Below are 26,355 nucleotides of genomic sequence, written 5' to 3'. Positions count from 1 at the left end.
TCTACTTTTAATAACTATACTCCAAAAGAATAAAAACAATCTTTCAGCGAAAATATATGTACATATATGCAAAATCAGTAGTAAATGGAGGGTTTGTTTTGAAAGTATTCAAGTTCTTATTCGTAAGCCTTTCTGCTATTTTAATCATGCTTAGCAGTAATAGCTTCCATATCCCAGTAGAAGCAAAAATAGAGACAGATATTGATGTAATACGTCAAAAACCAATTACGTTTGTACTCGTTCACGGCGCTTGGGGAGATTCTAGCTATTGGGATAAAACAGCTAATGAGTTGAAACAAATGGGACATAAAGTATATACTCCTACCTTACCTGGGCATGGAAAAGATACGAATAAAGCTGTAAAACACACTGATTATGTCAAATCAGTAGTCAACTATGTGAAGGAAAGAAACATAACGAATTTTGTTCTTGTTGGTCATAGTTTTGGTGGTATTGTTATTTCAAAAGTTGCCGAACAAATTCCAGATCGAATCCACAGACTTGTCTTTATGAATGCATTTGTTCTAGCAAATGGAGAAAGTGCAGCTGATGAAATCCCAGCCGAAGGAAAAACGCTTTGGACCGAGCTTGCAAAAAAATCGAAAAATAATGCTATCCAATTGCCTTTTCCTATTTGGCGAGAAACCTTTATGAATAATGCTAATCTCGACTTAGCGAAAAAAATTTACGAAACTGTTACACCAGAACCAGCTGGACCACTTTTTGAAAAGCTAGACCTTACGAAATTTTATCAATTAAATATTCCAAAAAGTTATTTCTATTTAACTGAAGATATGGCAGTTCCACAAGGTAAAGATTCAGGATGGCACCCTCACATGTCAAATCGCCTTGCATTATTTCGTTTAGTAACTACACAAGGTGATCACATGACTATGTTTCATACTAAACCAGCAATTGTCGCGAAGAAATTAGTTGAAGCCGGCAGAGATTAATAACAAAAATAAGCCTGCTAAATTAGCAGGCTTATTTTACGCACTCTTTAAAATGTTCTTGGAACCATTCTTTATTAATATCTTTCCCGATAAAGACCACTTCACTCACGCGCTCTTCTCCCTCTTGCCACTCTCTATCGTAAGAAGCAGCAAATAGTGTATGAACACCTTGAAAAACAATACGGCGATCTACTCCATCGATCGATAGAATTCCTTTATATCGATATAAATACTCTCCTAACTCTTGAACAACAGCTGACATCCATTCGTTTAACTTTTGCAAATCAAGTGGACGCTCTTCACGTAATGCAAATGATTTTACACCTTCTAAATGATGATGCTCTTTATGTGGATAAATCTCTAATGTATCACGCGTTTTAAACGTTTGAATTTCTAGCAAGACCGGTATATCTACTTCACAATTTGTCGTTGGGATTAATTTTGCTGTTGGATTAATCCCTTGTAATTCAGTAAGGAGTTCTTTCTCTTCTGCCTCTCCAACTAAATCTAATTTATTTACTAAAACGATATCTGCAAAAGCAATTTGTTCTTTCGCTTCTAGCCCTTTTTCAAAATGTTTATGTATATGATAACTATCTACCACTGTCACAACACCATTAATTTTGTATGCTGATTGAATAACTGGATCTAAAAAGAACGTTTGGATAATCGGCCCTGGGTTTGCAAGACCTGTCGTTTCAATCACTAGACCATCAAAATCCATTTTCCCTTCTGCTTTTACATCCAATAACTGTTTTAAAGCAACAAGTAAATCTTCACGCACTGTACAGCATAAACAGCCATTTGTCATTTCCATAATTTCTTCTTCTACATTCATAATTAATTGATTATCGATGCCAATTTGCCCTATTTCATTTACAATAACCGCTAATTTCTTTCCATGTTCCTCCGATAAAATACGATTTAATAATGTTGTTTTCCCCGATCCAAGAAAACCAGTTAAAATTGTTACTGGAATCATTTCGTACATCTCCTTATAGCTATATCTTCGTACATTATACCATACAGATAAAGTGAAACTTCCATCAGTAGGGTTTTTCTTCATTCCCCACCTATCTTCCTCGTTTCGCTCTTACTCTTGAGGTGGGGGCTTACTGCCCGTTAATGCGGGGTAAAATCGTTTTTTACAACAAAAACATATTCATTGTAAGTACAATCCAATAACTATATAATAGTACCGAACAAGAAAGCCTTTTCAAAAATATCATCATTCATCAAGGGGGTCTACTCAAAATGGAACGAATTCAAATGGCTAATAACCTTGAATTCTCTCGTATCATTCAAGGATTTTGGCGTTTAGCAGAATGGAATATGCCAAAACAAGAATTACTTTCTTTTATCGAAAATTGTATGGAGATGGGGATTACAACTTTTGACCACGCCGATATTTATGGAGGATATACGTGTGAATCATTATTCGGGGAAGCATTACAATTACAGCCTTCTTTACGTGATAACATGCAAATTGTCACAAAATGTGGAATCGCTCCCTTATCTCCAAAGTTTCCAAAGCGATATGTCGCTCACTATAATACAAGTACGAAACATATTGTAAAAAGCGTGGAACAGTTACTACAAAACTTACATACTGATTATATTGATTTGTTACTGATTCATCGACCTGATCCATTTATGGACCCAAGTGAAGTGGCAGAAGCTTTCACACGTTTAAAACAAGAAGGAAAAGTCCGTCATTTCGGTGTATCTAACTTTTTACCGTCTCAATTTAATATGCTTAGCTCATACTTAGATTTCCCGCTCATCACAAACCAAATTGAAGTATCTGCGATGCAGCTTGAACATTTTGAAAAAGGTACAATCGACTTATGCCAAGAAAAAAGAATTAGCCCTATGATTTGGTCTCCTCTTGCTGGTGGAGAAATCTTTACAGGACAAAATGAACGTGCTTTACGCTTACGCAAAACTTTACAAAAAGTCGCGAATGAACTGAATGTTGATGGCATCGATATTGTCATGTATGCATGGCTACTTGCTCATCCAGCAAAAATGATGCCAATCGTTGGCTCTGGTAAATTAGATCGCGTGAAGTCAGCTATCGCTGCAACAAAACTTACATTAGATCGTCAGCAATGGTTTACCATCTTTGAAAGTTCGAATGGACATCCCGTACTATAATGTGCTAGCACATTATAGTACGTATTGAATACCCCACTCCTTTTTATGTTATAATTGCCACAAAAAGGATGTCTATTAATGAATAAATAAAGATTACTCTTGGAAATCACTCGAAATTTGGTTATCTATTCCAAGAAGTGCACGACTTACATTCTTATGGGCTATTATTTTAGGAGCTTCCTATTTAGGATGGGTAAAAATCATTAAACAGTTCTTATAATGACTAAAACTTAATTAATAATACAATTCAAAAAGAAGAGCTAATACATTATAGCTCTTCTTTTTCATACCTGTTTCTTGTCATCGCAAACACACATGTATCCCTGAGTCCCTTACCATCTACCGCTACACTGCTGCTTTCTAAAATCCCTTCTAATTTAAAACCTAGCCTCTCAGGTATCGCTCTACTTTTTACATTTCGTAAATCACAGCGAATCTCTATCCGGTTTGCCTTTAACTCAGAAAAAGCATAATCCATAATACCTTGCGCAGCTTCTGTCATATAACCTTTTCCACCAAAGCGCGAATCTATCCAGTATCCAATTTCAAATCTTGGTATCTCCCAATTAATACGATGCAATCCAGCAGAAGCTACAAATTCGCCTGTGTCTTTTAAAAATACTAGTAATCTCAAATCTTCACGTTGTAAAAATTGAATATGTGATCTTCTTATACTCGCTTCGATTTCTTCTTCTGTTTGTTCTTTTTGAGCAAAAGTCATCCAAGGTTTTAATTCTTCTAACGATGCATTGATAGCTTCATATACTGCCTTTCCATCCCCTGGTTTTGGCATTCGAATGAGAAGCCTGTCTGTGTAAAATTCAGAAGGAAAATCAAGTAATAATGGATTCATTACAAACACTCCCTATTGTTCTTTTATATATAATAACATTTAACACTATATATAAATACAAATTTAAAAAACGGCATAAAGTCTTTCTTTTTCAGATGGAAGAGAGCATCCGACCATGCATAGAAGCGGTCAAATCCTTTTCCTGCCCCATGCCCAGTGAAAACAAAGAGAGAAAACAAGTGCAAGTCACTTTTTTCTCCGTAGCAGCGACTTATATAATAAATAACTTTTCTGAACTTCACTTATTTTCAAACCAAATTCATACATACCTATCTCTAATTATATTCGTCACGACACTTTCCTTCCTCTTACTATTAATACTCATACAATCAATTGATTCACCTCTACAGCTGTACGTATTCCAGACTCAATTGCGCCTTGTATCCACCCATGATAAAGTGTTGTATGGTCTCCTGCAAAATATATTTTCCCCTCGGGTTTTACAATAGCTGGCTGCAGTTCTGTTTCTTGACCCGCTTGAAAAATCGCAAACCCTCCTAATGCATACGGGTCCAGTGTCCAATTTTTTGCTACTCCTGACATAAATTCATCATATACTTGACCACCTAATATAGTCGCTAAGTTTTGTAATGTATAATAAATACGATCACCTTTCGACAATCCATCCCATAATAATGCATCGTACGACCATGTATAGCTCCCAAGCATCATAGCCGGTCCCTTAGTCCCAATACCATGGCTTGGATAATACGCATAGCGAATTGGTAAATCTGTAATAATCCTCCCCCCTAATTGACCCTGTTCTTCCCAAAAGCGACTTTTAAATTGAATTCCTATTTTAGTAGCCGCCATATAATGTAGTTCACGAATTGCTCTCCACTTTTCATGTGATACAGAATCAAATGGATCAATTTCAACAAATCGCATTGTGGAAAATGGAATTGTAATAATAACTAAATCACCTGTTATACTGCTATATCCAAATGTCTCTTCATGTTTGCAATATGCTGTCACACCTTTATCATGTTGTTGAAGCTTCATTAATTTTTGATTGTAAATAATATCTCCCTTTAACTGCGGCAAAAAAGATTTTGGCAATTTATCATTGCCCCCACTAATTTCACAAAAACCACTTTCTTGCTGCAAAATATATATAAAACGTAACGTTTCAACAAATGACCTTTCTAAAAATCCTTCTAAATCTAAAAGTACACCAATCATCTCAATTGCTACTGGTGAAAAATACGTATTATATTGATAAGGATGATATTTTAAAAACTGTGCTGTTGAATACTTCCCAAAGTCTTTTTCAACAATTTCCCAATTTTTTTCTGGATTTCTTTTAATGAAATCAATAATTGGCTGCACTGCTAACAATAATAATTCTTCAGATGTTTTTCCTTCTTCATTCATCACTACTGGATATCTTAAAATACTTGGATTTTTCTCGTATTGTTGTAATGTCGTTTTTCTACCATTCACATAAATAATATCCGTCTCATTTCGATTAATAAAAGGGGTCACTTGTAGCTCAAACTTTCTTATATAAGCCATCGTTAATGTATGTATATATGGAATGCGCATTGCTCCAACATCTAAATATAATCCGGTGTCTTCCATTCTAATAGTCTCAATTCGGCCTCCTATACGGTTATTCGCTTCTAAAATTTTCACATGATGTCCTGCGCTTTTAAGTAAGGATGCTGATACTAAACCAGCCATTCCAGCACCAATTACAATGATTTGTTTTGGCTCTACTGTTTTCGGTAATCCCTTATCAATAATTCCCACCATTTCATCAGTTGTGACATGGGATTGTGTATGCACTCGCATCATTCCACCCCTTACTTTGAAAATACAAAACAGTGATTCTCTGAATTGTATTCATGAGTATAGTAGAACAACACTTTTTTCTGAATATTCACTAATAATTCACAGAGATTTGCTCTCATCATCCCTTTCTTATCATATAATGAAGATATAGATAGGAAATGTAAGGAAGGGATTGATAAATATGAAACGTACTTACGACTATCCTGAAACAAAAAAACATTTGGAATTGAAAAAACAACTACTATGCAAAAAATTATTGGATGTAAATTTAAGTGAAGATGATCGTAATCAAATTAAGATGGAAATCGATAACTACGAATATATTTTAACATTAGTGGAAATGAATCATTATGAACGTGGAATTTCTCATAACAAGCGGATGTGAAAGCATTCGCTTTTTCATGTGAGCATTTCTTTACGCATTTTTCGTAAGTAAATATATAATAGAATGTACATTAAGATAGAGAGGTATTTTCTATGATTAAACTAAGTGTATTAGATCAATCCCCTATTTCCGATGGCAGTACAGCAACTGAAGCTTTTTCCAATACAGTAACACTTGCTCAAGAAGTGGAAAAACTAAGATTTACTCGCTTTTGGGTGTCTGAACATCATAATTCTGTCAGTTTAGCTGGTTCAAGTCCTGAAGTGCTCATATCTCATATTGCAGCGAAAACAAATCGCATCCGTGTGGGGTCCGGTGGCGTTATGCTTCCACACTATAGCTCATATAAAGTCGCTGAAAATTTCCGTGTATTAGAAGCGCTTTATCCAAATCGAATCGATCTTGGAGTTGGTAGAGCACCAGGTGGTATGCCCATCGCAACTCGCGCGCTGCAAGAAGGAAAAATGATTTCACTCGACCAATATCCAGAACAAATTCAGGATGTAGCCATGTACTTACATGACAACGTACCTGAAAATCATCAATATGCAAACCTAAAAGCTTCGCCTGTCATTCCTACTGCACCTGAAATATGGATGCTTGGATCCAGTGGAGAAAGTGCCATGGTTGCAGCAAAACAAGTGGCTTCTTTTGCCTTCGCTCAGTTTATCAACGGCTATGGTGGTCCTGAAGTGATGAAAGCTTATCAAGAACAATTCCAACCATCTTTCTTAGGAGACAAACCAAAATCAATTGTTTCTATTTTTGTTGTTTGTGGAGAAACGACTGAAGAGGCTGAGAAAATTGCGTCTAGTCTAGATTTATCAATTCTATTATTAGAACAAGGAAAACGCACAACTGGTACCCCTTCCATTGAAACAGCACAAAACTATCCTTATAGTGCCTATGATTTGTTCCGCATTAAAGAAAATTGGCAACGTATGATTGTAGGTGATCAACGTTACGTCAAAGAACAAATCTTAAACTTGAGTAAAGCTTACAATACTGAGGAATTTATGATTGTAACCATCACCCATCAATTTGAGGATAAATTAAAATCGTATCGTTTATTAGCAGAAGCTTTTCATTTATAATATACAAAAAAAGTGCGTCACATAAAGTGATGCACTTTTTTTCAGCCTAAGTTTTTTATAAATCTGTACCCTCAATATATTTAACTGCTTCTTGTAAGATTTCTTCAAAATTCTCAGGGTAATCGTGATTTAAGTTAGAAATAACCTTATACTCATGATTTATATTTTTCGTTTCCAATCGTTTCACAAACTTCTGTGTACATTCAAAGCAATCTTCATCCTGATCTCCACAAATAATATATCCCTTAATACCTTTTTCTTTCAATTTATCCAGCAAGTCTTCCCACTCTTCAATTTCAGGAATCCATGGCGCTACAAAAACAAAGCCTTTTACAATAATATGTTCGTTTAAGATTGCATGTAACGCAACTCTTGCTCCAGCGGAAAATCCTCCAATAATTACATGCTCTACCTCACCATGATTACTAGCTACAATACTTTCATAGTGTTCCTTTAACTCACGAGAGCCCTTTTCTATATCATTCCATACGTATCCTTCTGAAAATTGAATTTGAGAAGACTGCGGTAATGCTAATAAATACCCTTGAGACACAACGGATTGCCAATATGGTTCTGCTATCTTTATATTTTCTTGATCACCATGCAATGCAATAAGTAGATTGTTATGAATACCGCTATTTCCTTGTATAACTTTCAAATCAAATTGTTCAGATTTCTTTGCTACTTCTTCTCTTTCTTTACATAACTGAATCACCTGATGAAATTCTTCATATCTATGAAGGGGGTTCAAATCGGCATCTGTAATTAAATACTCATACCCATACCAAAACTCATTTTCTACAATCGCTTCTTTCATTATATGTAAGGCTTCTTTCTCAAGCCCAGATGCGCTTGCTAATGCATATTTAAAATTATATATTTGAGCTTTATTACCAGTTATCTTATCAGCATTTTTGGTAATATAATGGTATGCTTCTAAACTACCATCCTTTGCATAACATTCTAATGTCTCATTTAACAAACCAATATAAGTAATCTTACTCATCCACACTTACCTCCCGTAACCTTTTTAGGAATATATACTTCTCTAACACGGTTTCAGTCATCCTAAGGTTCCGGTAAATACATACTGTCAATTTTTGAATATCAGATTAACAGTAACTCCCCCTACTCTTAGGATGACGTTTGCTAACTGACTTACAATTTTTCATAATACATCACTCCTTTCTATCTCTTACATACAATTAAATACAGAATTAACAGAAAAGTCAATCTATAAATCGAACTATACTATACTTTCACATTTCTTTTCAACAAAAAAACAACAATATATAATTGTTGTTTTCATGTTAAACAATATTTTTTTTACTTTTATCTGGCTGACTTGAAACTAAATAATGCTTCTCTGAAATATATAATTTTCGCTTTAATATACGATCTAAATACGGCGCTAGTTTCATTCCACATATAAGACGATCCTCATCATCTTCTACAATAGGAAACATTTCTTTTTCTGTAACATATTGGTCTACTGCTTTTTGCACAAGATCAATCTCTTTTACGAGTTTTAGATTTTCTTCTGTATGTTCAAATACCTCGAGCGTTTCCTTCGTTATAATGAACGTATTTGTAGGAAATGCTGGTAAATACGGTTTTAACAAGTCATAATTCACTGTATAATCTTCATTGACTAATACTGTATAAACAATATTTGCATTTGTTTCCAGAAATTTAGCCATTGCTTGCTCTAATTCGTCTTTCGTAATTGACCTCTCCTCTTTTCCACTTTTGAAAAAGCGAAACATTGCATCGCCTCCTTTTTACTATATTATACCATAGAAAGAAAGCTGAAAAATCATAAAAAAACCTATTGAAAGAATTTTCAATAGGTTTTTTTGTCTTATTTTAAGAAGGCACTCAACATCCAAACATGTTGTTCTAATGTTGTATGAATAGCTAATAGCATATCTGCTGATGTTTCATCTTTAGCCTCATCCGCTACTTCCATACCTTCTTTTAATTCTTGAATGATTGCTGAGAAATCATTTACTAATGTTTTCACCATTTCTTCAGCTGATTCTTTACTTGTTCCTTCATGTACAGTAGATGTTTCTAAATACTCTTTCATTGTTGCTAGTGGTTTTCCTTCTAACGCTAAAATACGTTCTGCTAATTCATCAATATATGTTGCTGCTTCATTATAAAATTCTTCAAATTTTTCATGTAATGTAAAGAAGTGTGGGCCTGTCACATACCAGTGATAGTTATGAATTTTTACATATAACACATTCCAGTTTGCTACCTGCTTGTTTAATACTTCAACAACATTTGTTTTCGTACTCATTCAATCCACTCCTCTTTATTTTTAGAATTATTCTCTTTTAATAATACATTCTTATTGTACCATAAATTCCCTACTCGTCCAAATCATCCGCTTATATGTAACAAAGTTTTAACAACTTTAATCATTCCTAAATGTTGAGAAATCCATGTACCCTTTCTTGCACTTCACATGTCTAATTGCCCAAGCTCACACATATGCATAATAATAGGTCAAGCTCATCATAGTAGAAAGAGGGATTACATGGATAATCAACAATGGCAAGTAGCTAAAAAAGTTGCTGCTACTTATATTGGGACTGTCGTCGGAGCTGGATTTGCAACTGGGCGAGAAATTGTTGAGTTTTTTACGATTAACGGATTATACGGAACAATTGGAATATGCGTAAGTGGATTTTTTTTCATTTGGTTAGGAACAAAAATGATGTTGCTTTCTTCACAAATCGGTGCATTTTCCGCTCAGGAATTTAACAGATATTTATTTGGTGATGTATTTGGAAATGTGGTAAACACTTTGTTATTACTCGTACTTTTTGGTGTGACAAGTGTTATGCTATCAGGCGCTGGTGCTGTATTCGAAGAACAACTTCGGCTACCACGACAGCTCGGTATTTTCATTACAGTTATCGCATGTATCATTATTGGTAGTCGTGGATTACAAGGTGTATTTGAGGTGAATACACTTGTAGTACCAATTATGATGATTTTCATTATCGGACTTGCTATTACAACTTTTATTCATGGCACAACACCTATCTTTAACACTGTTCCTACAGAAAGTTGGAACATGAAATGGATAACAAGTCCACTTACATATGTCGCCTTAAATCTTTCTCTCGCCCAAAGTGTTTTAGTACCGTTAGCAAGTGAAGTAAAAGATCGAAAAGCGATTCTATGGGGCGGAATTTTAGGAGGAGCTGGACTATGCTTTATTCTATTATGTAGTCATTTAGCCATTTTATCTGTTGACCAATTTTATCAATATAATATTCCTATGGCTGAAGTAGTAAGAAAATTTAATGCTACCTTCCATTTCTTCTTTGTCCTGATTATTTTTGGGGAAGTGTTTACAACATTAGTTGGAAATGTATTTGGGATGACAAAACAAATGCAGTCTATCACTGGCTGGAAGAACAACAATATTATTTATTTTATTTTACTAATTAGTTATTGTTTTAGCTATATTGGTTACAGTGAACTCCTTCACATCTTGTATCCAATAATCGGATGGGTTAGCATCGTTCTTCTTCCAATTATCGCATATAAACAGCTTGAAAAAACATAGTAAAAAAGCATCCGTTATGTACGGATGCTTTTTTACTCACAATCTTCACATACTTCCCAATACAAACCCATTTCTACTGCGAGGAATGGCTTTAATTGTAACCGAATCATTCGGCTTGGCATACGCTCTAAAACAAACTGAATACCTTCCTCATCCTCTTCTAACTCGGTTTTTAAGATTACTATTCGTTGTATAGTTGTAATCGGCTGACCCTCTTTATATAAAGTAATTCGCAACTCATCATATTCATTACAAAACAATTCTACACTCATATGTTCTGTTGATACACTATTAACAATTGAGTACTTACCATCTTCTTCTTGGATTACATATTTCCAGCCATTTTTTCCATCTTCCATTGGAGCAGCTTGAAATAATGACATTAAATCCTCGTATAGCATAAGATAACCCCTCTCTTACTAAAAAACGATGAGTATTTTATATACCCTTTTTCTCTATAACTATCAAGCTTATTGTACCATACATCAATTGACTTGCTATATTCTTCTGCCTATTATACTCCACTACTTTTATCCCGCTATTTGCTGGCAGTAACACTCCCACCTCAAAATTCAGCGAAAGCTAAGAAATTAGGTTGAGGATGAACTGCCAGTAAAAGCCCGATTGGGGAAGGCTGATAATTAGTGGGGAGAAGAAAAACCTCACTGATTAAAGTTTCACTGTATATAAATCATGAAAAAACAGGAATGACATTTATCATTCCTGTTTTTTCATCAAAATACTTTCCCTATAGCAACTAAAGCTAATACCACTATCAAGCTGGCGAATAGTACCGATACAATAAAGCTGAAAATTGGTAATGTTTTCTTTTCATTCTTTTTAAACAATAGTCTTAAACTAATCACGATATTTAATGGTACAAATATGAAATAAAAATATTTAATAATTTGCATTGCACCACTCGAACTATTTAAAAGTGTTTTAAGTACAAACACCTCAATCAAAAAGATAAGAAAAAATGAAATACTTAACCAAAATGAGGCATAGCTAAGCCAAGAATATCTTTTCGTTCCCCAATACACTCCCATACTCTTCTCCTTTATAAATAGTCTACTTTTCAATAATTATACATACTTATAACAAATTCCTTTATTTTTCGACTATAATTGCCTATTTTTATAGAATAAATGACAAAAAACCAAAAGCATTCTATTAGCTTTTGGCTTCTCATTCTATTCTACTTTCTCCGATTCTGCTTCGCTATTTTTTTCCACTTCTCCCGCTCAGCACGAGCAAGCGCTAGATCTTGTTTTCTCATTGCGTATGCAATTTCCTTTTGCAATTTTTTATAATTCTGCAAACGGTTTGCTTCTAAAATCCCCTCATCAATAGCGGTGCGAACTGCACACCCAGGCTCATTTTCATGCTGGCAATCACGAAAACGGCACTCTTCTGCAAATTTTTCAATATCAGAAAACGTCGCATGAATCGCTTCGCTCCCCTCCCATAGTTGAAGTTCTCGCATTCCTGGCGTATCAATTACTAAACCACCACTTGGTAATTGAAACAACTCACGATGTGTCGTAGTATGCCGTCCTTTACTATCCTCTTCGCGAATACCACCTGTTTTTGCAACTTCACTTCCCATTAATGCATTTAGCAAAGTAGATTTCCCGGCGCCTGAAGAACCAACAAGAGCAATCGTTTTTCCAGAAGTGACAAATTGTTGTAAGGACTCAACTCCCGCTTGCTGTAAACTATCCACTGCAAAGATTGGAACACCAATAGCTATTGCCTCTGTTTCCAATATCTTTTGCTCCACATCTTCACACAAGTCACTTTTCGTCAAAACAATAACAGGCATTGATCCACTTTCATAAGCTAATAATAAATAACGTTCAATTCTTCTTACATTAAAATCATGATTAAGCGCATTTACTAAAAATAGATAATCAACATTTGCTGCCACAATCTGCTCAACCGTTCTTTCGCCAGCTGCTTGCCTAGAAAAGGAACTTTTTCTTTGAAAAACACTATGAATAATTGCCTTGCTTTCCTCTTTTATTTTCTTTACATGCACCCAATCACCAACTGCTGGATAATCACCTTTATCTAATGCTTCATGACGAAACTTTCCAGATAACTCTGCCATATATTCGCCATCATCACAAATAATACGGTACATGTGCTTATGTTCAAGTAAAATTCGACCTATTTCATACTTTTCTAAAGATTGATCCTCAAAAAAAGAATCCCATCCGAATGTTTCTAAACAATTTTGATTCAAATCTATATCCTCCCTATTTTGAGCTCAGTGGAAGGATGACGCGATTCTTTACAAAGTCTCGCTCTTTCCATCCACCTTTGTACTTACTTTAACATCCATATAAATCATCGCCATAATACATCACTCCGTTCTTAGTTTAGTTAATCTCATTATATGTAATATTATTTTGAAAAGCTACTTTATTTAACTAAATTTTCAGATATATACTTTTTTATCGTCCTTATTTGTCCGCGATGGCTGATTTCATCTTCTAGTACATGGAACCACAAATAGTACTGATTATATATGCCCCCGTTATCCCATCGACCTTCTGACATTAACCAAGCATCATCTTTTTCTTTTAAATATCGCAGCGATTCTTCTCGAACTTTATTAAAAAGTTGTACGTAGTATTGCACCTCATGCCCGCGAATTCTTCTTCCCACTTCTCCTAAGAAAAGAGCGTTATTCCATCCCTTCAACTCCTCTTTTGTAAAATCTCGGTTCTGGAAAGAAATGAGCTGATGAACTTTTTCTATTGCGGCAATATGTTTTAGCAATGCGCCGATAGAATTCCCACCATCGACCAAGATAAAATCTAAATTTTCTACTGTTAAATCTTTTATTTCATACAATGTAACCGCTCTTGCATGCTAACAAGTTGTCCTACATTTGGCGTATAATTCTCTATACTTCGTATTCGGTAATCTATTTTCATTTTTTCATCCTCCTTTTCTAGATTTTATGATAATGAAAAAGAACGTCACATAATAGACTGAAATATACCAGAATTTTCTGTTATAATAAAAGTGAACGAGCATGTAGCCAAACCAAATTTTCTCAATATACTTATATAAAATTTAAAAAGGAATACGGATGTAAAAAACGAATCTTATTCACTAAAAGGAGTGGATTTGATGGAGATGTATCAATGGCTAACTGCTGTTCTCATTGGTGGCATTACTGGTTTCGTTTCCCATCTTATCAATAACCAAGGCAAGTTATTGCTTCCACGCCGTTTAAAAACATTTTTTCATCTTGGGTTTTTCACTGATATTTTGACTGGTAGTCTTGCTGCACTTCTGGGACTCGTCTTATTTGATGTGATTACTATAAAAGAAATTATTAAAGTGTCCATTGTCACTGCCATTTCAGGGCAAACATTCTTACTTCATCAAGCCCTCGGCGGTGAACAGGCAAAAAACACACAGATTAGTAAAGTCGATGAAAAAATTCAAGAAATTGACAAATTATTACGGCGTTAATCTATACTTCATTTAAAAATTACTGTTATAATGGGGAATAAATATTTCTGAATTGCGTCGTCTGTCAGAAGAAAGGGTGTTTCGTATGCCAAAAAAGACAATAGAAGATTTCTTAACAGACTCTGAAAAAGAGGAACTGATAGAAAACTATAAATGTTTACGAGCAGCCCGCACAAAGCGCGAAGCTAACTATTTTGGTGAGGCAGTCAATCACCTATTGGATAAAGCCCAAAAACGAATTATTGAAGAAGCAGGAATCGAAGATGAAAATGCTGCAACTGTTCAATCCAAACGAAAAGCACTGTTTTAGACGCATCACTAAAACAGTGCTTTTTGTCATTTTGTTTATATAACAATATTATTATCGATTATAAAGAAGCGGTCTTCTGTTTTTCTCCTATTTCTTCCTTCATGTATCGATCGCTTTTTCGGAACACTAGAAGTGAAACCACATATAAGATAGCCGTAAATAAACCAATGAAAATAAAATTATCAAATGCTGCAAATAGCACCCCCGCTATTGCCGCCCCAATTGTTTGTCCGATGTACATAGAAGAGTTTGCTAACGCTGTTCCTGTTCCCCTGGCTGTGCTAGACATCTTTTGCAAACGACTCATCATGAGTACAAATAGAATTCCTGTAATAAAAAATACAATAAAGAAAAATAACTCAACCAATAGAATATGTTTCAAATACGGTAAAATAACATATAGGCCAGCTACGACAAAAATACCACCATAAAATGCATACATATAACCTAATTTTTTTACAAGTCTAGGTCCTACAATATTTCCTGTTAGATTTCCTAGTCCAAGTATAAGCATTGCTGTTCCTACTTCATTTTCTTGTAACTTAAATTGAGTTGTTAACCATACTCCCAAAAATGAAAATGCTGCAAAGTTACCAGTTTGAAAAAGAAAATATGCAAAGTAAGTAAGTGAGGTTTTAGAATCTCCTAATAGTTGTTTATAACGACTTACAATAGATTGATGCTTTTGCTCTATCTGCTGCGGCTGTATTTCCAGCAATACAAAATAAATAAAAATGACAAGTATTGCTGAACAAATACCAATTGTAAAGAAAGGGGTTGTATAGTGTATTCTTGCTAAATACGCTCCAATTGGTAAGCCTAGCACTTGCGCTAATGATAATCCTGCCGTTGCAATCCCTATCGATTTCACAATTTGATTTTTTTGCACAAGAAGCGGAATAGATGCCCATACTTGTGGAGATACAAATGTAGCACTTACCCCTGCACAAAAACGAAAGGTAAGCATCCACCTAAAACTCGGTGCTAATCCACATAAAAACGTACTAATCGCAAAAAAACTCATGCCCCCTAGCATTACCCTTTTCCGATTTAATCCATCAGAAATAGGTCCAGCAATTAGTGCAAATATAGCATATCCTAATGCATAAGCACTTACCATCCATCCTGAAATTTCTGTTGGAACCTCGTACACTGTTTGTAATGTTGGTAAAAGTGGTGAAAGTAAAAAGGTATCCGTCCCAATCATAAACATGATGATAAAAAATAAAATCATAACTTTATTCATCTTTTCCATCTCCTTAAATGGTAAGAAAGGGGTAAGAAGCGTTTCCCCCTCTTTATTAATCCTCTAGAATAGATTGTACATATTCCAAATCACACTCATTTAACGAGACATCTACTACCTTTACATTTTCTCTTACTTGCTCTGCACGTTTCCCACCTGGAATCACCGTATCAATTCCCCTTTGATTTAGAAGCCAAGCTAACGCTATATTAGATAACGTTGTATCTTTTTCTCTAGCAAACTCTTTTAATTTTTCAACTTTCATAAAGTTTTTCTTATATGTACGTTCCTCAAATAATGAAACATCGTGGCGCCAATCTTTTTCATCTAATTTCAAATTTTCCGGATATTTACCACCTAAAATCCCAAAAGCAAGAGGTCCATATGGAATAAATGAAATCCCTTCTTCTATGCAATATGGTAAAAGTTCCTTCTCTGCTGTACGATCTAACATATTATAGGGAGACTGCAGTACATCAATATCTCCAAACTGATTTGCCTCTTTTAACTGAGCTAGATTTACATTTGATATTCCGATTGAACGAATTTTTCCTTCTTCTTTTAAACGAACAAGTTCCCCAATTGAATCTATGTACATAGTTTCTGGATTGGTAAAATGTAAATAATATAAATCAATATAATCTGTCTGAAGTCTGCGCAAACTATTTTCTACTGCACTTCTTAAATAATTTGGTTCATTGTTAATACAAGTAGAGCCCTTAAATAAAGGCTGTATTCCTCCTTTTGTAGCAAGTACAACATCTTGTCGTTTTCCTTTAATTGTCTCCCCTATTAATTCTTCAGACCTTCCACCCCCATATGCGTCCGCTGTATCTATAAATGTAATTCCTTGCCTTATAGCTTCCTCAATCATTTTCATACCTTCTTGTTCATTCACATTTGAATATAAGTTGTGACCCCCTACTGCATTTGTTCCTAAACCAATTTGAGAAATCTGTAATTCTCCCTTTTGCAACGTCGTATAATTCATTTTCATCCCCCCTATATTTCTATTGTTCGAATATATTCGAACAATAGAAATATATCATGCTATATGATATAGTGCAACTGAAAGAACTTATAAAAGTAGGTGACATTATGCGAACACTATACCATCCAAACCGAGAAGAAATTCAATTTTCTTCTGTCTTATATGCCCTCAGCGACCAAATTCGTTTACAAATTGTAAACATGCTAATGGAACAAAATGAACAATCATGTGGTGCACTAAATATTCCTGTGGCAAAATCAACCTTATCCCATCATTTTAAAGTTTTGCGTGAATCAGGTGTAATGTATACACGTATAGAAGGAACGCAGCGTTTTATTTCGATTCGAACGGAAGATTTAAATGCTCGATTTCCTGGACTATTAGATGCTGTCTTGCAAGCAACGGAACCGTATTAAAAAACATCTCATATAAATATGAGATGTTTTTTAATAGCAATTATTCTTTTAATAAATCTATTAAACCATTTCCTTCAGATGTTCGCTCATATCCTAATGGTACAGTACGTTTAATGAGTTGTGCATAGATTTCTGGTTCTGATAACTTTCTTCCATATTCTCTTTCACATTGTTTAATCAGAAGGGCTAATGCTCCCGCAATATGCGGCGTTGCCATTGACGTCCCACTTAATACCGCATACTTTCCTTCAGGATAAGTAGAAAGTATTTCTTCTCCTGGAGCGACTAAATCAATTTCCTGATTTGAATTACTAAAACAAGCAAGTTTCCTTTCTAAATTAACAGCACCTACTTCAATTACTTCTGAATAAGCACCTGGAAAGTCTAATTCCTCTGTTTCATCACTGCAATCTCCATTATTTCCTGCTGCACATACAACGAGTACGTCCTGTTTCACCGCATGTTGAATGACTTCATGTAACTCTGGAACATCTTGTGGCCCGCCGAGTGACATAGAAATGATTCGTACCCGTTCTTGATTAGGCCCTCTCCAGCGCACTGCATAATCAATAGCCTCAATAATTTGTTGATAGCTTCCTGAACCATCTCCTGATAATACTTTTAACACTAATAACTTAGCAAGTGGAGCAACGCCCAGTACCCCTACCCCATTTTCTGCTGCTGCAATTGTTCCTGCAACATGCGTACCGTGACCATTATTATCAAGATAGACTTTCGGGTCCCCTTCATAATCTTCAGTAAAATTTCTCCCGCCAATAATTCGATCTTTTAAATCAACATGATTTATATCACAACCTGTATCTAAAACAGCAACGACAATGTCTTTTCCTTTTGCACTCTTTTCCCAAGCACCAGGAGCATGAATCAGTTGTACACCTGGTGGAATTTCGTTCACTTGCTCTATTACTTTATCGACCGTAAACGGAATTAATTGAATACCTTTTTGTTTATTCGCTGTACTACTGTTCACCATAACCCCTCCTAAAAATATATTACCCTCCCATTGAATGCGCTTACATTTATAAATAACATTCGTTTTCTCACTTCCATTTTCCTGCTTCAATATTTTTCTCAATATAAAAAAACATCTTTTCCACCAGATATTCTGACGAAAAAGACGTTTTTGAAATCCTATATTACTTCATTTTTTGCGGCCACAAACTCCATTTCTTTAATAAAAGCATAATTGCTGGAACAAGCAATGTCCGCACAAGGAATGTATCGATAATAACCCCTAGTGCAACTACAAATCCAAACATAAACAGCTCTAATAAGGGCTGAGTAGTTAATACAGCAAATGTAGCCGCTAATATGATACCAGCAGAAGAAATGACGCCTCCTGTCGCTGTTAACCCATTTTCAATTGCTGCTTGTAACGAATGCTGTGCTGCTTCTTCCTTAATACGTGAAACGAGCATAATATTGTAATCAACACCAAGTGCAACAAGGAACACAAACGTATATAACGGAATTCGATAACTCATGTCAGTATATCCAAACAAATGCTGGAATAAGAACATACTAAGCCCTAATGCCGCACAATATGATAACAATATCGTTCCAATCATATAAATTGGTGCAATGAGTGATTTTGTTTGAATACCTAATAAAATAAAAATTAAGATAGAGATTATCACAACGATTAATGTTGTATCATGATTATTAATGTCATACAGATCCGCTTGCTTTGCTGTTTCACCTGCGAAATAAACATGACCATCCTTTACAAATTCACTTTCTTTACTTTGAAGCGATTGAATCGTGTCCATTGCTTGTAATGAGTATGGTTGATCTTTTAAAATTAATTGTACTTTTGCCGCTTTTCCATCCTCAGACAATAATTGACTTGTGTTCTTTTTAATCGTTTCAATAGAAGGATTCAACCCTTCTACACCATTTTGTTTGTCTAGCTTTTCTACAAACTGTACGATTTCTTCATTTGATAATTTTCCCTCTTTATTTACTACAACTGTAATTGGTGCCAATTGACCAGGAGAGTATTTCTTTTCAATTAATTCATATCCTTGTCTGGATTCTAAATTGTCCGGGAAAGACTTTAATAGATTGAATGAATACTTAATTTGAAAAATATTCATTGAGCATACAATTAGAAATACAGCAACCGCTCCTCCAATAATATATGGTCTACTTACTACGACATGACTCACCTTTTTCCATATCACGTGTTTTTCTTTTTGCTGCCCAACTTTTGGAATAAACGGCCAGAATGCTTTTCTACCAAACAGCGTAAAGAGGGCAGGTAGTAATGTAATTCCACCTAGAATAATGACAACAAGCGCAATAGAAAATAGCGGGGCGAAGTTTCGATAACCATTATATACTGCGAAAAACAGCATTAACATCGAAGCAAGCACAGTACTCCCACTAAAGAAAATCGGTTCGCCTACCCTTCTCATCGCTTGCTTCATACTTTCATATTTATCTTCACGCTTTTGCAACTCTTCCTTGTACCTTGCAAAAATAAATAAAGCATAATCCGTTAACGCCGCGAATAATAAGATTGACATAATCGACAAGGATTGTGATTTTATTTCGAGGCCAAATTTACCAAATAAACCAAGGGTTCGGTCGATTACTTGGTACACAATAATTGCCGCTATGAGTGGAATAACTGCTAATAGTGGCGAACGATAAATCATAATTAATAATACAAAAATCAATCCAATTGTTGATAATAGAAGTACTACATCAGCATTTTTAAAAATTTCTAACGTATCCGCAGCAATCCCCGCTGGACCCGTTACCTTCGTCTCCATACTAGAAGGTAATTCCTGTTTCAATTCTTTTTTTATTTGATTTACAGTATTGTGAATCTCTTTTACTTCTAGATTATTTGTCATTGTAACAGGTAAAATAAAACTTGTTTTATCTTTAGATAAAAAACCTGTTAACATTTGAACTGGCATTTCACTAATTGGTACAATTTTCTCGACATGCTTTATTTTCTTATCCTCTAGCCTCTTGGTCATTTCTTGAATATGTTGTAACTCTTCTTCCTTCATTTCCTCTTTTTGATCAAATACAATAATAGCCGGTAATCCTTCATCATTTGGAAAATACTTTTCTACTTGTTTTTCAGCTTGCAAGGATGCTGCGCTTTTCGGAATGCCATCACCACTTACATTATTTGCGTATTTCTTTGCTGGTTTGGAGACTCCTGTTAGTACAAGCATAATAATAATCCAAGATACAACAATGATTTTCGCACCTTTTTTACTACTCGCAAAGTCTGTTGTGCTCTGTAACCATTTCAACATACAAATCCTCCTTACACATTATTAATATTTAATAAAGTTAATTATTAACTTTACACTATATGTATATTGCTTTCTTACAAACAAATAAAGTGTAGGACAAATATATGTGAAAAACAAGACTGTTCACAAAAACTACAAATTAATATTTGTATATACAATTATTAAAACATTACATGTAAGCTCTTAAAAATATCCAAGTTTTTATTTATATAATAAAAACTCCCCTAACCTCATGTGTTAGGGGAGTTTTATGAACTACTATATGTTAACTCATTCGTAATCTTTCTTTCAATTGCTTTAAATAACGTGATCGTATCAGGATAAAATACACAATTTGAATCCCTACAAAGATACTTAATACAATCGCATTTTCTTTTACAAGTGAATACTCAAACATTTGCCCTAAAGCTGTTAACGCAACTGCACCATGTAATGTCGCAACACCAATTGGAACAAAGAATAATAGCCCTAATCGGATCGTTACTACTTTTGCTAACTCACCACTTGTTAAACCTACTTTTCGAATGGAATCAAATAAACGATAGTCCTCTTCTAAGTCAGAGAATAAGCGGAAGTATAAAAAACTACCTGCACAAACAAAGAATACAATACCAATAAAGAATCCTACAAAAAAGATAGGTCCAGCAAATTGTAAAGCCTGATTTTGATCATATTCTGCAGCACTAAATCTTGAATATTCTTGATAAGCTTTTATCTGGTGGGTAAGTTCTTTTCCAGCTTCAATTTCATTTTTTGTTTCGTTTGTTTTATACATGTAATCTTTTACTTCTTTGAATCCATCTTGTAGTAAATTATATTGAGCTTCTGAAACTACATAGATATTTCCAGTAAGTACTTTACCAAGAGAAGATGTGTTAACTTTTTTTACCTGCAACGATTTGTTATCATTCGGTAATTCAATTGTTGTTCTTTCTTTTTTCGGTGGACCTGGTATTTCTATCGATAGAAATAGTACTGCATTTTCAGTTAATAAATCAACTGGCTCCCCCGTTAACTTTGCATACTTTTTATAATCAGATTCTCTTACAAATGTCGCATCTCTTAGTGGTTTACTTTCAGTTTTCTTTGATACAATATCTATTTTTTCAGCAGATATCTTATGTTTCTTCAATGTTTGTCCAATGAATCGTACGTGCTGTGGCTCATTTTCATCCCCTTGTTTAGAGTGATAATGAAATGCAATTGGTTGATTCATGATTCCCTTTGTCATGGAAGCAAAGCCGACTAATGTACCAATAGCTGAAAATGCTACAGTTGAAATAATGGTAACAATAAAGAACATCCGCGCGTTATCTCTCATACGGTACGCTAAATCTGAAAGAGTAATAATATTCGTTCTCGTCCAATACAATCGTTTACTCTTTTTACATGCTCGAATAATAAATACGCTGAGCTGCTTATAAAATAAGTATGTGCCAATAATGACAACTGTCGTTACAGGAATCAACATAATAAATACCATGGCACCATGCGAAATTAAAGCACCTATATATCCCGCTCCAAGCAATACTATAGCTAAGAACGAAGAAATAATTGAAGCTTTTGGTTCAGGCTTTGCTTTTACTGCACCTCTAAATAGTTTCATAATCTGATTTTTACGAATCAGCCCTGCACTAAAGAATGAAATGATAATAAATAATATGAAAAACATAATGCTTGTTACACCGATTGCTGTTGTTGGTACATAGTATGATAAAGATAAATCTAACTTTAGTAATAATGGCGCTACCAAAATCAATATACCCGAAAACAGCATGCCGCAAATGATGCCTGTAATAATTGCAGCGATACCGATCATAACATTTTCAAAAAAGATAAGACGCTTTAATTGAAATTTCGTCATACCTAGCATCATTAAAATTCCCAATTCACGCTTTCTTGTTTTTAAAAACATTCCCATTGAATACAAAATAAAGAAAAACGTAAAAAGATAAATAATAACTTGTGCAAAAGACATACTTACAAACACATATTGACCTAATTGGCCTGCGCTTAATGCAGGATGAAAAGCAAAAAATGAGTAAACAAAAAAGGCCATAATTGCAAATGCACTACTCAAAAAATAAGCTGAATATGTTCGTCTATTTCGCGTTACATTACGAAACGCTAATTCTCTAATATTCATGTTGTCCCCTCCGCTCTTTCAATAACTATATCGCTATCATAATAAAGCGCGGAAATATATGCCATCGATTCAAATGACAAAAACCTTACATTTTTGAAAGGTTACAGAAAAATTGATTAAACGAAGCAGTTTCATTATAATAACTACATTCATATTCATACGTTCAACCTATTGTATATTCGCTAATTTTGCGAAATAATATGAATGGAGATTTACCCCGCATTAACGGGCAGTAAGACCCCCACCTCAAGATTCAGAGAGGGCCTAGGAAGATAGGTGGGGGATAACTGCCCGTAAAAGCCCGATTGGTTCAACTAACCATCCGCGAGGGATGAAACCTCCCCGCAGATGGAAGTTTCACTTTATGAATCAGTACATAAATATTTATCGCTCGTTCTATATGAATAGGAGGAAAACATAATGACATTACAAGAACAAATTATGAAAGCACTACATGTTCAACCTGTAATCGATCCGAAGGCAGAAACTCGTAAACGAATTGATTTTTTAAAAGACTATTTAAGGAAAACCGGCGCAAAAGGATTTGTGCTTGGAATTAGTGGTGGACAAGATTCTACACTAGCAGGTCGTTTAGCACAACTTGCAGTTGAAGAAGTTCGTAATGAAGGAGGCAACGCAACATTTATTGCTGTACGTCTTCCATATCACGTGCAAAAAGATGAAGATGATGCACAATTAGCGTTACAATTCATTCAGCCAGATCGATCTGTTGCTTTTGATATTGCATCAACAGTTGATGCATTTTCAAATCAATATAAAGACTTATTAGGAGAGTCATTAACAGACTTCAATAAAGGAAACGTCAAGGCTCGCATTCGTATGGTCACACAATATGCAATTGGCGGACAACAAGGTTTTCTTGTTATCGGAACAGATCACGCTGCTGAAGCTGTAACAGGATTCTTTACAAAATTTGGAGATGGCGGTGCTGACCTTCTACCACTTACAGGATTAACAAAACGTCAAGGAAGAGCTTTATTACAAGAATTAGGTGCTGAAGAACGTCTTTACTTAAAAATGCCAACAGCTGATTTATTAGACGAAAAGCCAGGTCAAGCTGACGAAACAGAATTAGGCATTACCTACGATCAACTAGATGATTACTTAGAAGGAAAAGCAGTTCCTGAAGACGTTGCAGAAAAAATCGAAAAACGTTATACAGTAAGTGAACATAAAAGACAAACACCGGCATCAATGTTTGATGATTGGTGGAAATAAACATATAAAGAAAAAAGAAGTCAATTTATATTGGCTTCTTTTTTGCAGACTTTGTTAAAATATTATTTTATTAACGATATACAGCTGTTTTCTCTTTCAGAATATCTTGCAAACAATCCTTATGCTGTTCATTAAATAGTACAGGCATTTGATCTAACGGGAAAAACTGTAAATCTAAAGTTTCTTCTCCATCTATGATTTTACTTCCACCAATTATGGAGCATTTAAAGAACATTCCTATCGTCTGTGCTTGATCTCCATTCGGATATGTATGAAAATACTTTGTATATACGCCTATAAGCTCATCCACTTGCACCATATACCCAGTCTCTTCTCTTATTTCTCGAATTGCAGTTTCTTCAGCCGATTCTCCAATTTCCATTGCCCCGCCAGGAAATCCCCATGCACCATTATCCCCTCTTTTTTGAAGAAGCACTTCACCTACTTCATTAAAAACACAGCCGCCAGAAAAATTCAAAATTACATAATCATGCCCTACTTTTGTTCTTAATTTTCTAATATAATCAGCCATCTTAACTCCTCCAATATATCCTTCACCTATTCTATTTAATTATTTTTTATCTTTTTCAAGTAATTCTATAATTTTATCGAGCTTCTTCTCTATCTGATCGGAATGAACATTTTTTGTAGAAGATTTTATTAGTAATCTCCGAATGAAAAGAGTGAAAGATACGACAAATAACACAATAAGACCTATCATGACGCACAAGTAAATCATTGCAAATATATCATTTTCAAATAAAGACACATCATTCACCTGATTCCTATTTTTGATGATTTTAACATAACTTTACAATAAATAGGGTTTTAATTATGTGTTATCCATTCTAAAAATAATAGTTTTCTTCTATTTGTGGGCAGTAAGATCACCACCTCAAAATTCAGCAGAAGCAAAGAGGATCAACTGCCCGTAAAAGCCGGATTGGTGAGGGCTAATAATCAGTGGGGAATGGAGAAAGCCCCACTGATTAAATTTTCATTTTATATGACTTAGCTATTTTAGCTTCTCTTTCTACTAACAACTAAGAAAAAAGAGTATCTACGGAAGATACTCTTTTCATTAATACCTAAATGTAATCGTCGCCAATGAATAATCAGCTTGCGCACTATATGGAGCTACTTGATAAGAAACTCGTTTCACTCCGTTTGGCCAAGAAATTTCATTTAATACTTTTTTAACATCTTGCATCGTTCCATCCATAGACCGCTTATAGCGCACTTCTACTTTTTTAGGTTGTCCTGCAAATTGCTTCTGTAATTTTTTCTTTAATTCATTGTAGTTATCCGCTCCATATTTAGCAGATAAATATACAAGATTTGTATCTTTTAACATTTGCTGATATACCAGTGTTTTTGGACTTCCTACCTTGATTTTACTTGTTAATTCATTATAATAATTTGTTGTTGCTGCCGGATATTTACTCCGATCCCAGCTATGATCTTTACTGAATTGTTCATCAGACATATTAAAATATGAATAGGTTACACGTCCCTCTTTATCTGGAACCGGATCATCAAACGTAGTATCGAGATGATACCATTTTCCATCGATATTCACTAGATTCCAGGCATGCGCTTGCCCATCCCCCATCCCAGTTACGATATGGGATTGAATACCTGCTTCTTTTAATAATTGATAGGTTAATAATGTATATCCTTGACAAACCGCTGAACGATTCACCAACGCTTCATACGCCGTATAAGCTTTATAGGAAGTATCGTATGAAACATGTTTCACAACATAATCATGAATTGCTTTCACTTTTTCATGCTCATCCATGCCAACCTTCAAAATAGAACTTATAATTGATTTTGCTTGCGCCTTTACATGTTGCGTTTGTTCTTTTGATTCACGATATGTAATTCTTAATGTAAAAGTATAATTTCCTGGTATACCACGAATTGAATATTTTGTACTTGCTACATTGTATTTTAAGTACTCATCTGCATCTACTATCTTAGTATACTCTTTATAGAGCGTATCCATCACTTCTCTACCATTCTTAGCTTTTGTTTTATATGTGATTGTAATATTTTCTTCACGATTATCAATATGTTTTTTTAATTCTTTTTGGAAACTTTTTAATAATTTGGTATCCGGTTTTATATCGTCTACTTTTTCATTTGTAGCTGCATAAGATACTGCTGGAACTTGTAAACCACCAATCATAATCGTTGAACAAAGTGCGACAGCTGTTAAGTACTTGTTTGATTTCTTCATCTCATCTTGTCACGCCCTTCTACTTAAAATCATAAAAAATGTTCATATATTTTTAAAGTATACAATACTTTTTCAAAAAGAAAATATGGGATTGTGCATATTTATTAATCATTATTTTATCATCACTAAATATCGAATTTTAAAAAAATATA

The 26,355-nt window shown here is 34.6% G+C and carries 26 protein-coding genes and 1 pseudogene; 9 read left to right on the top strand and 18 right to left on the bottom strand.

The window, feature by feature from the left end; translation table 11 throughout:
* The first annotated feature begins 98 nt into the window (after positions 1 to 98).
* A complete protein-coding gene (locus JDS96_RS04215; protein WP_199666173.1) occupies positions 99 to 953 on the top strand; it encodes an alpha/beta hydrolase in 855 nt (284 codons plus the stop codon).
* A 31-nt stretch (positions 954 to 984) separates the two neighbouring features.
* Here the strand turns inward: JDS96_RS04215 and JDS96_RS04210 are convergent, their stop codons facing one another.
* Positions 985 to 1,935, bottom strand: a complete 951-nt coding sequence (locus JDS96_RS04210) for a CobW family GTP-binding protein (RefSeq protein ID WP_199666171.1) — start codon at positions 1,933 to 1,935, stop codon at positions 985 to 987.
* 272 nt (positions 1,936 to 2,207) lie between these two features.
* Here JDS96_RS04210 and JDS96_RS04205 point away from each other — a divergent pair, with 272 nt between their 5' ends.
* Positions 2,208 to 3,110 (top strand): aldo/keto reductase, encoded by a 903-nt coding sequence (locus JDS96_RS04205; protein WP_199666169.1) that lies wholly within the window; start codon positions 2,208 to 2,210, stop codon positions 3,108 to 3,110.
* 268 nt (positions 3,111 to 3,378) lie between these two features.
* Here the strand turns inward: JDS96_RS04205 and JDS96_RS04200 are convergent, their stop codons facing one another.
* Together JDS96_RS04200 and JDS96_RS04195 are read right to left on the bottom strand one after the other, a co-directional pair.
* The gene (locus JDS96_RS04200; RefSeq protein WP_003197085.1) at positions 3,379 to 3,963 is read right to left on the bottom strand and encodes a GNAT family N-acetyltransferase; all 585 of its coding nucleotides are present in this window, start codon (positions 3,961 to 3,963) and stop codon (positions 3,379 to 3,381) included.
* Positions 3,964 to 4,284: 321 nt separating this feature from the next.
* A complete protein-coding gene (locus tag JDS96_RS04195; protein WP_199666167.1) occupies positions 4,285 to 5,757 on the bottom strand; it encodes a flavin monoamine oxidase family protein in 1,473 nt (490 codons plus the stop codon).
* Between the two features lie 181 nt (positions 5,758 to 5,938).
* Between JDS96_RS04195 and JDS96_RS04190 the strand changes: the two genes are divergently transcribed.
* Together JDS96_RS04190 and JDS96_RS04185 are read left to right on the top strand one after the other, a co-directional pair.
* Entirely contained in the window at positions 5,939 to 6,142 is a 204-nt protein-coding gene (locus JDS96_RS04190) for a DUF3896 family protein (protein WP_003197079.1), read from the top strand.
* Between the two features lie 92 nt (positions 6,143 to 6,234).
* The gene (locus JDS96_RS04185; protein WP_199666165.1) at positions 6,235 to 7,236 is read left to right on the top strand and encodes an LLM class flavin-dependent oxidoreductase; all 1,002 of its coding nucleotides are present in this window, start codon (positions 6,235 to 6,237) and stop codon (positions 7,234 to 7,236) included.
* Between the two features lie 55 nt (positions 7,237 to 7,291).
* Here JDS96_RS04185 and JDS96_RS04180 read toward each other — a convergent pair whose 3' ends face one another.
* From JDS96_RS04180 to JDS96_RS04170, 3 genes are all read right to left on the bottom strand, one after another.
* Positions 7,292 to 8,242, bottom strand: coding sequence for an alpha/beta hydrolase (locus JDS96_RS04180; protein WP_199666163.1), 951 nt, complete (start codon positions 8,240 to 8,242; stop codon positions 7,292 to 7,294).
* Positions 8,243 to 8,546: 304 nt separating this feature from the next.
* A complete protein-coding gene (locus JDS96_RS04175; RefSeq protein ID WP_003197072.1) occupies positions 8,547 to 9,002 on the bottom strand; it encodes a DUF3939 domain-containing protein in 456 nt (151 codons plus the stop codon).
* Between the two features lie 95 nt (positions 9,003 to 9,097).
* A complete protein-coding gene (locus JDS96_RS04170) occupies positions 9,098 to 9,541 on the bottom strand; it encodes a Dps family protein (RefSeq protein WP_003197069.1) in 444 nt (147 codons plus the stop codon).
* A gap of 240 nt (positions 9,542 to 9,781) precedes the next feature.
* Here JDS96_RS04170 and JDS96_RS04165 point away from each other — a divergent pair, with 240 nt between their 5' ends.
* Complete coding sequence (locus JDS96_RS04165; protein WP_199666161.1) at positions 9,782 to 10,822, top strand: YkvI family membrane protein; 1,041 nt, start codon at positions 9,782 to 9,784, stop codon at positions 10,820 to 10,822.
* A 32-nt stretch (positions 10,823 to 10,854) separates the two neighbouring features.
* On the opposite strand, the gene JDS96_RS04160 is transcribed toward JDS96_RS04165, so the two are convergent.
* The 4 genes and pseudogenes from JDS96_RS04160 to JDS96_RS04145 form a co-directional block, all read right to left on the bottom strand.
* A complete protein-coding gene (locus tag JDS96_RS04160) occupies positions 10,855 to 11,223 on the bottom strand; it encodes a DUF3979 family protein (RefSeq protein ID WP_199666159.1) in 369 nt (122 codons plus the stop codon).
* 333 nt (positions 11,224 to 11,556) lie between these two features.
* Entirely contained in the window at positions 11,557 to 11,871 is a 315-nt protein-coding gene (locus JDS96_RS04155; RefSeq protein WP_006094578.1) for a hypothetical protein, read from the bottom strand.
* A gap of 149 nt (positions 11,872 to 12,020) precedes the next feature.
* On the bottom strand, positions 12,021 to 13,070 hold the full coding sequence (rsgA, locus tag JDS96_RS04150) for a ribosome small subunit-dependent GTPase A (RefSeq protein WP_003197062.1): 1,050 nt from the start codon (positions 13,068 to 13,070) through the stop codon (positions 12,021 to 12,023).
* A 179-nt stretch (positions 13,071 to 13,249) separates the two neighbouring features.
* A pseudogene (locus JDS96_RS04145) lies at positions 13,250 to 13,767 on the bottom strand (DinB family protein).
* A 199-nt stretch (positions 13,768 to 13,966) separates the two neighbouring features.
* On the opposite strand from JDS96_RS04145, the gene JDS96_RS04140 reads away from it, so the two are divergent.
* Both JDS96_RS04140 and JDS96_RS04135 read left to right on the top strand, forming a co-directional pair.
* Positions 13,967 to 14,314, top strand: a complete 348-nt coding sequence (locus JDS96_RS04140; RefSeq protein ID WP_018765455.1) for a DUF4257 domain-containing protein — start codon at positions 13,967 to 13,969, stop codon at positions 14,312 to 14,314.
* An 85-nt stretch (positions 14,315 to 14,399) separates the two neighbouring features.
* A complete protein-coding gene (locus tag JDS96_RS04135; protein WP_006094581.1) occupies positions 14,400 to 14,624 on the top strand; it encodes a hypothetical protein in 225 nt (74 codons plus the stop codon).
* 58 nt (positions 14,625 to 14,682) lie between these two features.
* Here the strand turns inward: JDS96_RS04135 and JDS96_RS04130 are convergent, their stop codons facing one another.
* The gene (locus JDS96_RS04130; RefSeq protein WP_199666157.1) at positions 14,683 to 15,870 is read right to left on the bottom strand and encodes an MFS transporter; all 1,188 of its coding nucleotides are present in this window, start codon (positions 15,868 to 15,870) and stop codon (positions 14,683 to 14,685) included.
* 55 nt (positions 15,871 to 15,925) lie between these two features.
* Positions 15,926 to 16,861 carry an aldo/keto reductase gene (locus JDS96_RS04125; protein WP_199666155.1) on the bottom strand — a complete coding sequence of 312 codons (936 nt, stop codon included), beginning with the start codon at positions 16,859 to 16,861 and terminating at the stop codon, positions 15,926 to 15,928.
* A gap of 107 nt (positions 16,862 to 16,968) precedes the next feature.
* Between JDS96_RS04125 and JDS96_RS04120 the strand changes: the two genes are divergently transcribed.
* Entirely contained in the window at positions 16,969 to 17,277 is a 309-nt protein-coding gene (locus JDS96_RS04120; protein WP_018781338.1) for an ArsR/SmtB family transcription factor, read from the top strand.
* 40 nt (positions 17,278 to 17,317) lie between these two features.
* On the opposite strand, the gene JDS96_RS04115 is transcribed toward JDS96_RS04120, so the two are convergent.
* The 3 genes from JDS96_RS04115 to JDS96_RS04105 form a co-directional block, all read right to left on the bottom strand.
* Positions 17,318 to 18,268, bottom strand: a complete 951-nt coding sequence (locus tag JDS96_RS04115) for a S8 family peptidase (RefSeq protein WP_018765452.1) — start codon at positions 18,266 to 18,268, stop codon at positions 17,318 to 17,320.
* 166 nt (positions 18,269 to 18,434) lie between these two features.
* Entirely contained in the window at positions 18,435 to 20,576 is a 2,142-nt protein-coding gene (locus JDS96_RS04110) for an MMPL family transporter (RefSeq protein ID WP_199666153.1), read from the bottom strand.
* 265 nt (positions 20,577 to 20,841) lie between these two features.
* Complete coding sequence (locus tag JDS96_RS04105; protein ID WP_199666151.1) at positions 20,842 to 22,722, bottom strand: FtsX-like permease family protein; 1,881 nt, start codon at positions 22,720 to 22,722, stop codon at positions 20,842 to 20,844.
* A gap of 420 nt (positions 22,723 to 23,142) precedes the next feature.
* On the opposite strand from JDS96_RS04105, the gene nadE reads away from it, so the two are divergent.
* Positions 23,143 to 23,961, top strand: a complete 819-nt coding sequence (nadE, locus tag JDS96_RS04100; RefSeq protein ID WP_199666150.1) for an ammonia-dependent NAD(+) synthetase — start codon at positions 23,143 to 23,145, stop codon at positions 23,959 to 23,961.
* A 70-nt stretch (positions 23,962 to 24,031) separates the two neighbouring features.
* On the opposite strand, the gene JDS96_RS04095 is transcribed toward nadE, so the two are convergent.
* From JDS96_RS04095 to JDS96_RS04085, 3 genes are all read right to left on the bottom strand, one after another.
* A complete protein-coding gene (locus JDS96_RS04095; RefSeq protein ID WP_199666148.1) occupies positions 24,032 to 24,493 on the bottom strand; it encodes an NUDIX hydrolase in 462 nt (153 codons plus the stop codon).
* Positions 24,494 to 24,532: 39 nt separating this feature from the next.
* Positions 24,533 to 24,730, bottom strand: coding sequence for a DUF4083 domain-containing protein (locus tag JDS96_RS04090; protein ID WP_033796073.1), 198 nt, complete (start codon positions 24,728 to 24,730; stop codon positions 24,533 to 24,535).
* A 312-nt stretch (positions 24,731 to 25,042) separates the two neighbouring features.
* Entirely contained in the window at positions 25,043 to 26,203 is a 1,161-nt protein-coding gene (locus JDS96_RS04085; protein WP_199666146.1) for a transglutaminase domain-containing protein, read from the bottom strand.
* Positions 26,204 to 26,355 lie beyond the last annotated feature (152 nt).

The sequence above is a fragment of the Bacillus cereus group sp. N21 genome (assembly GCF_016483395.1).
Lineage (GTDB): Bacteria > Bacillota > Bacilli > Bacillales > Bacillaceae_G > Bacillus_A > Bacillus_A pseudomycoides.
This window is presented reverse-complemented; position numbering and strand designations above follow the sequence as displayed.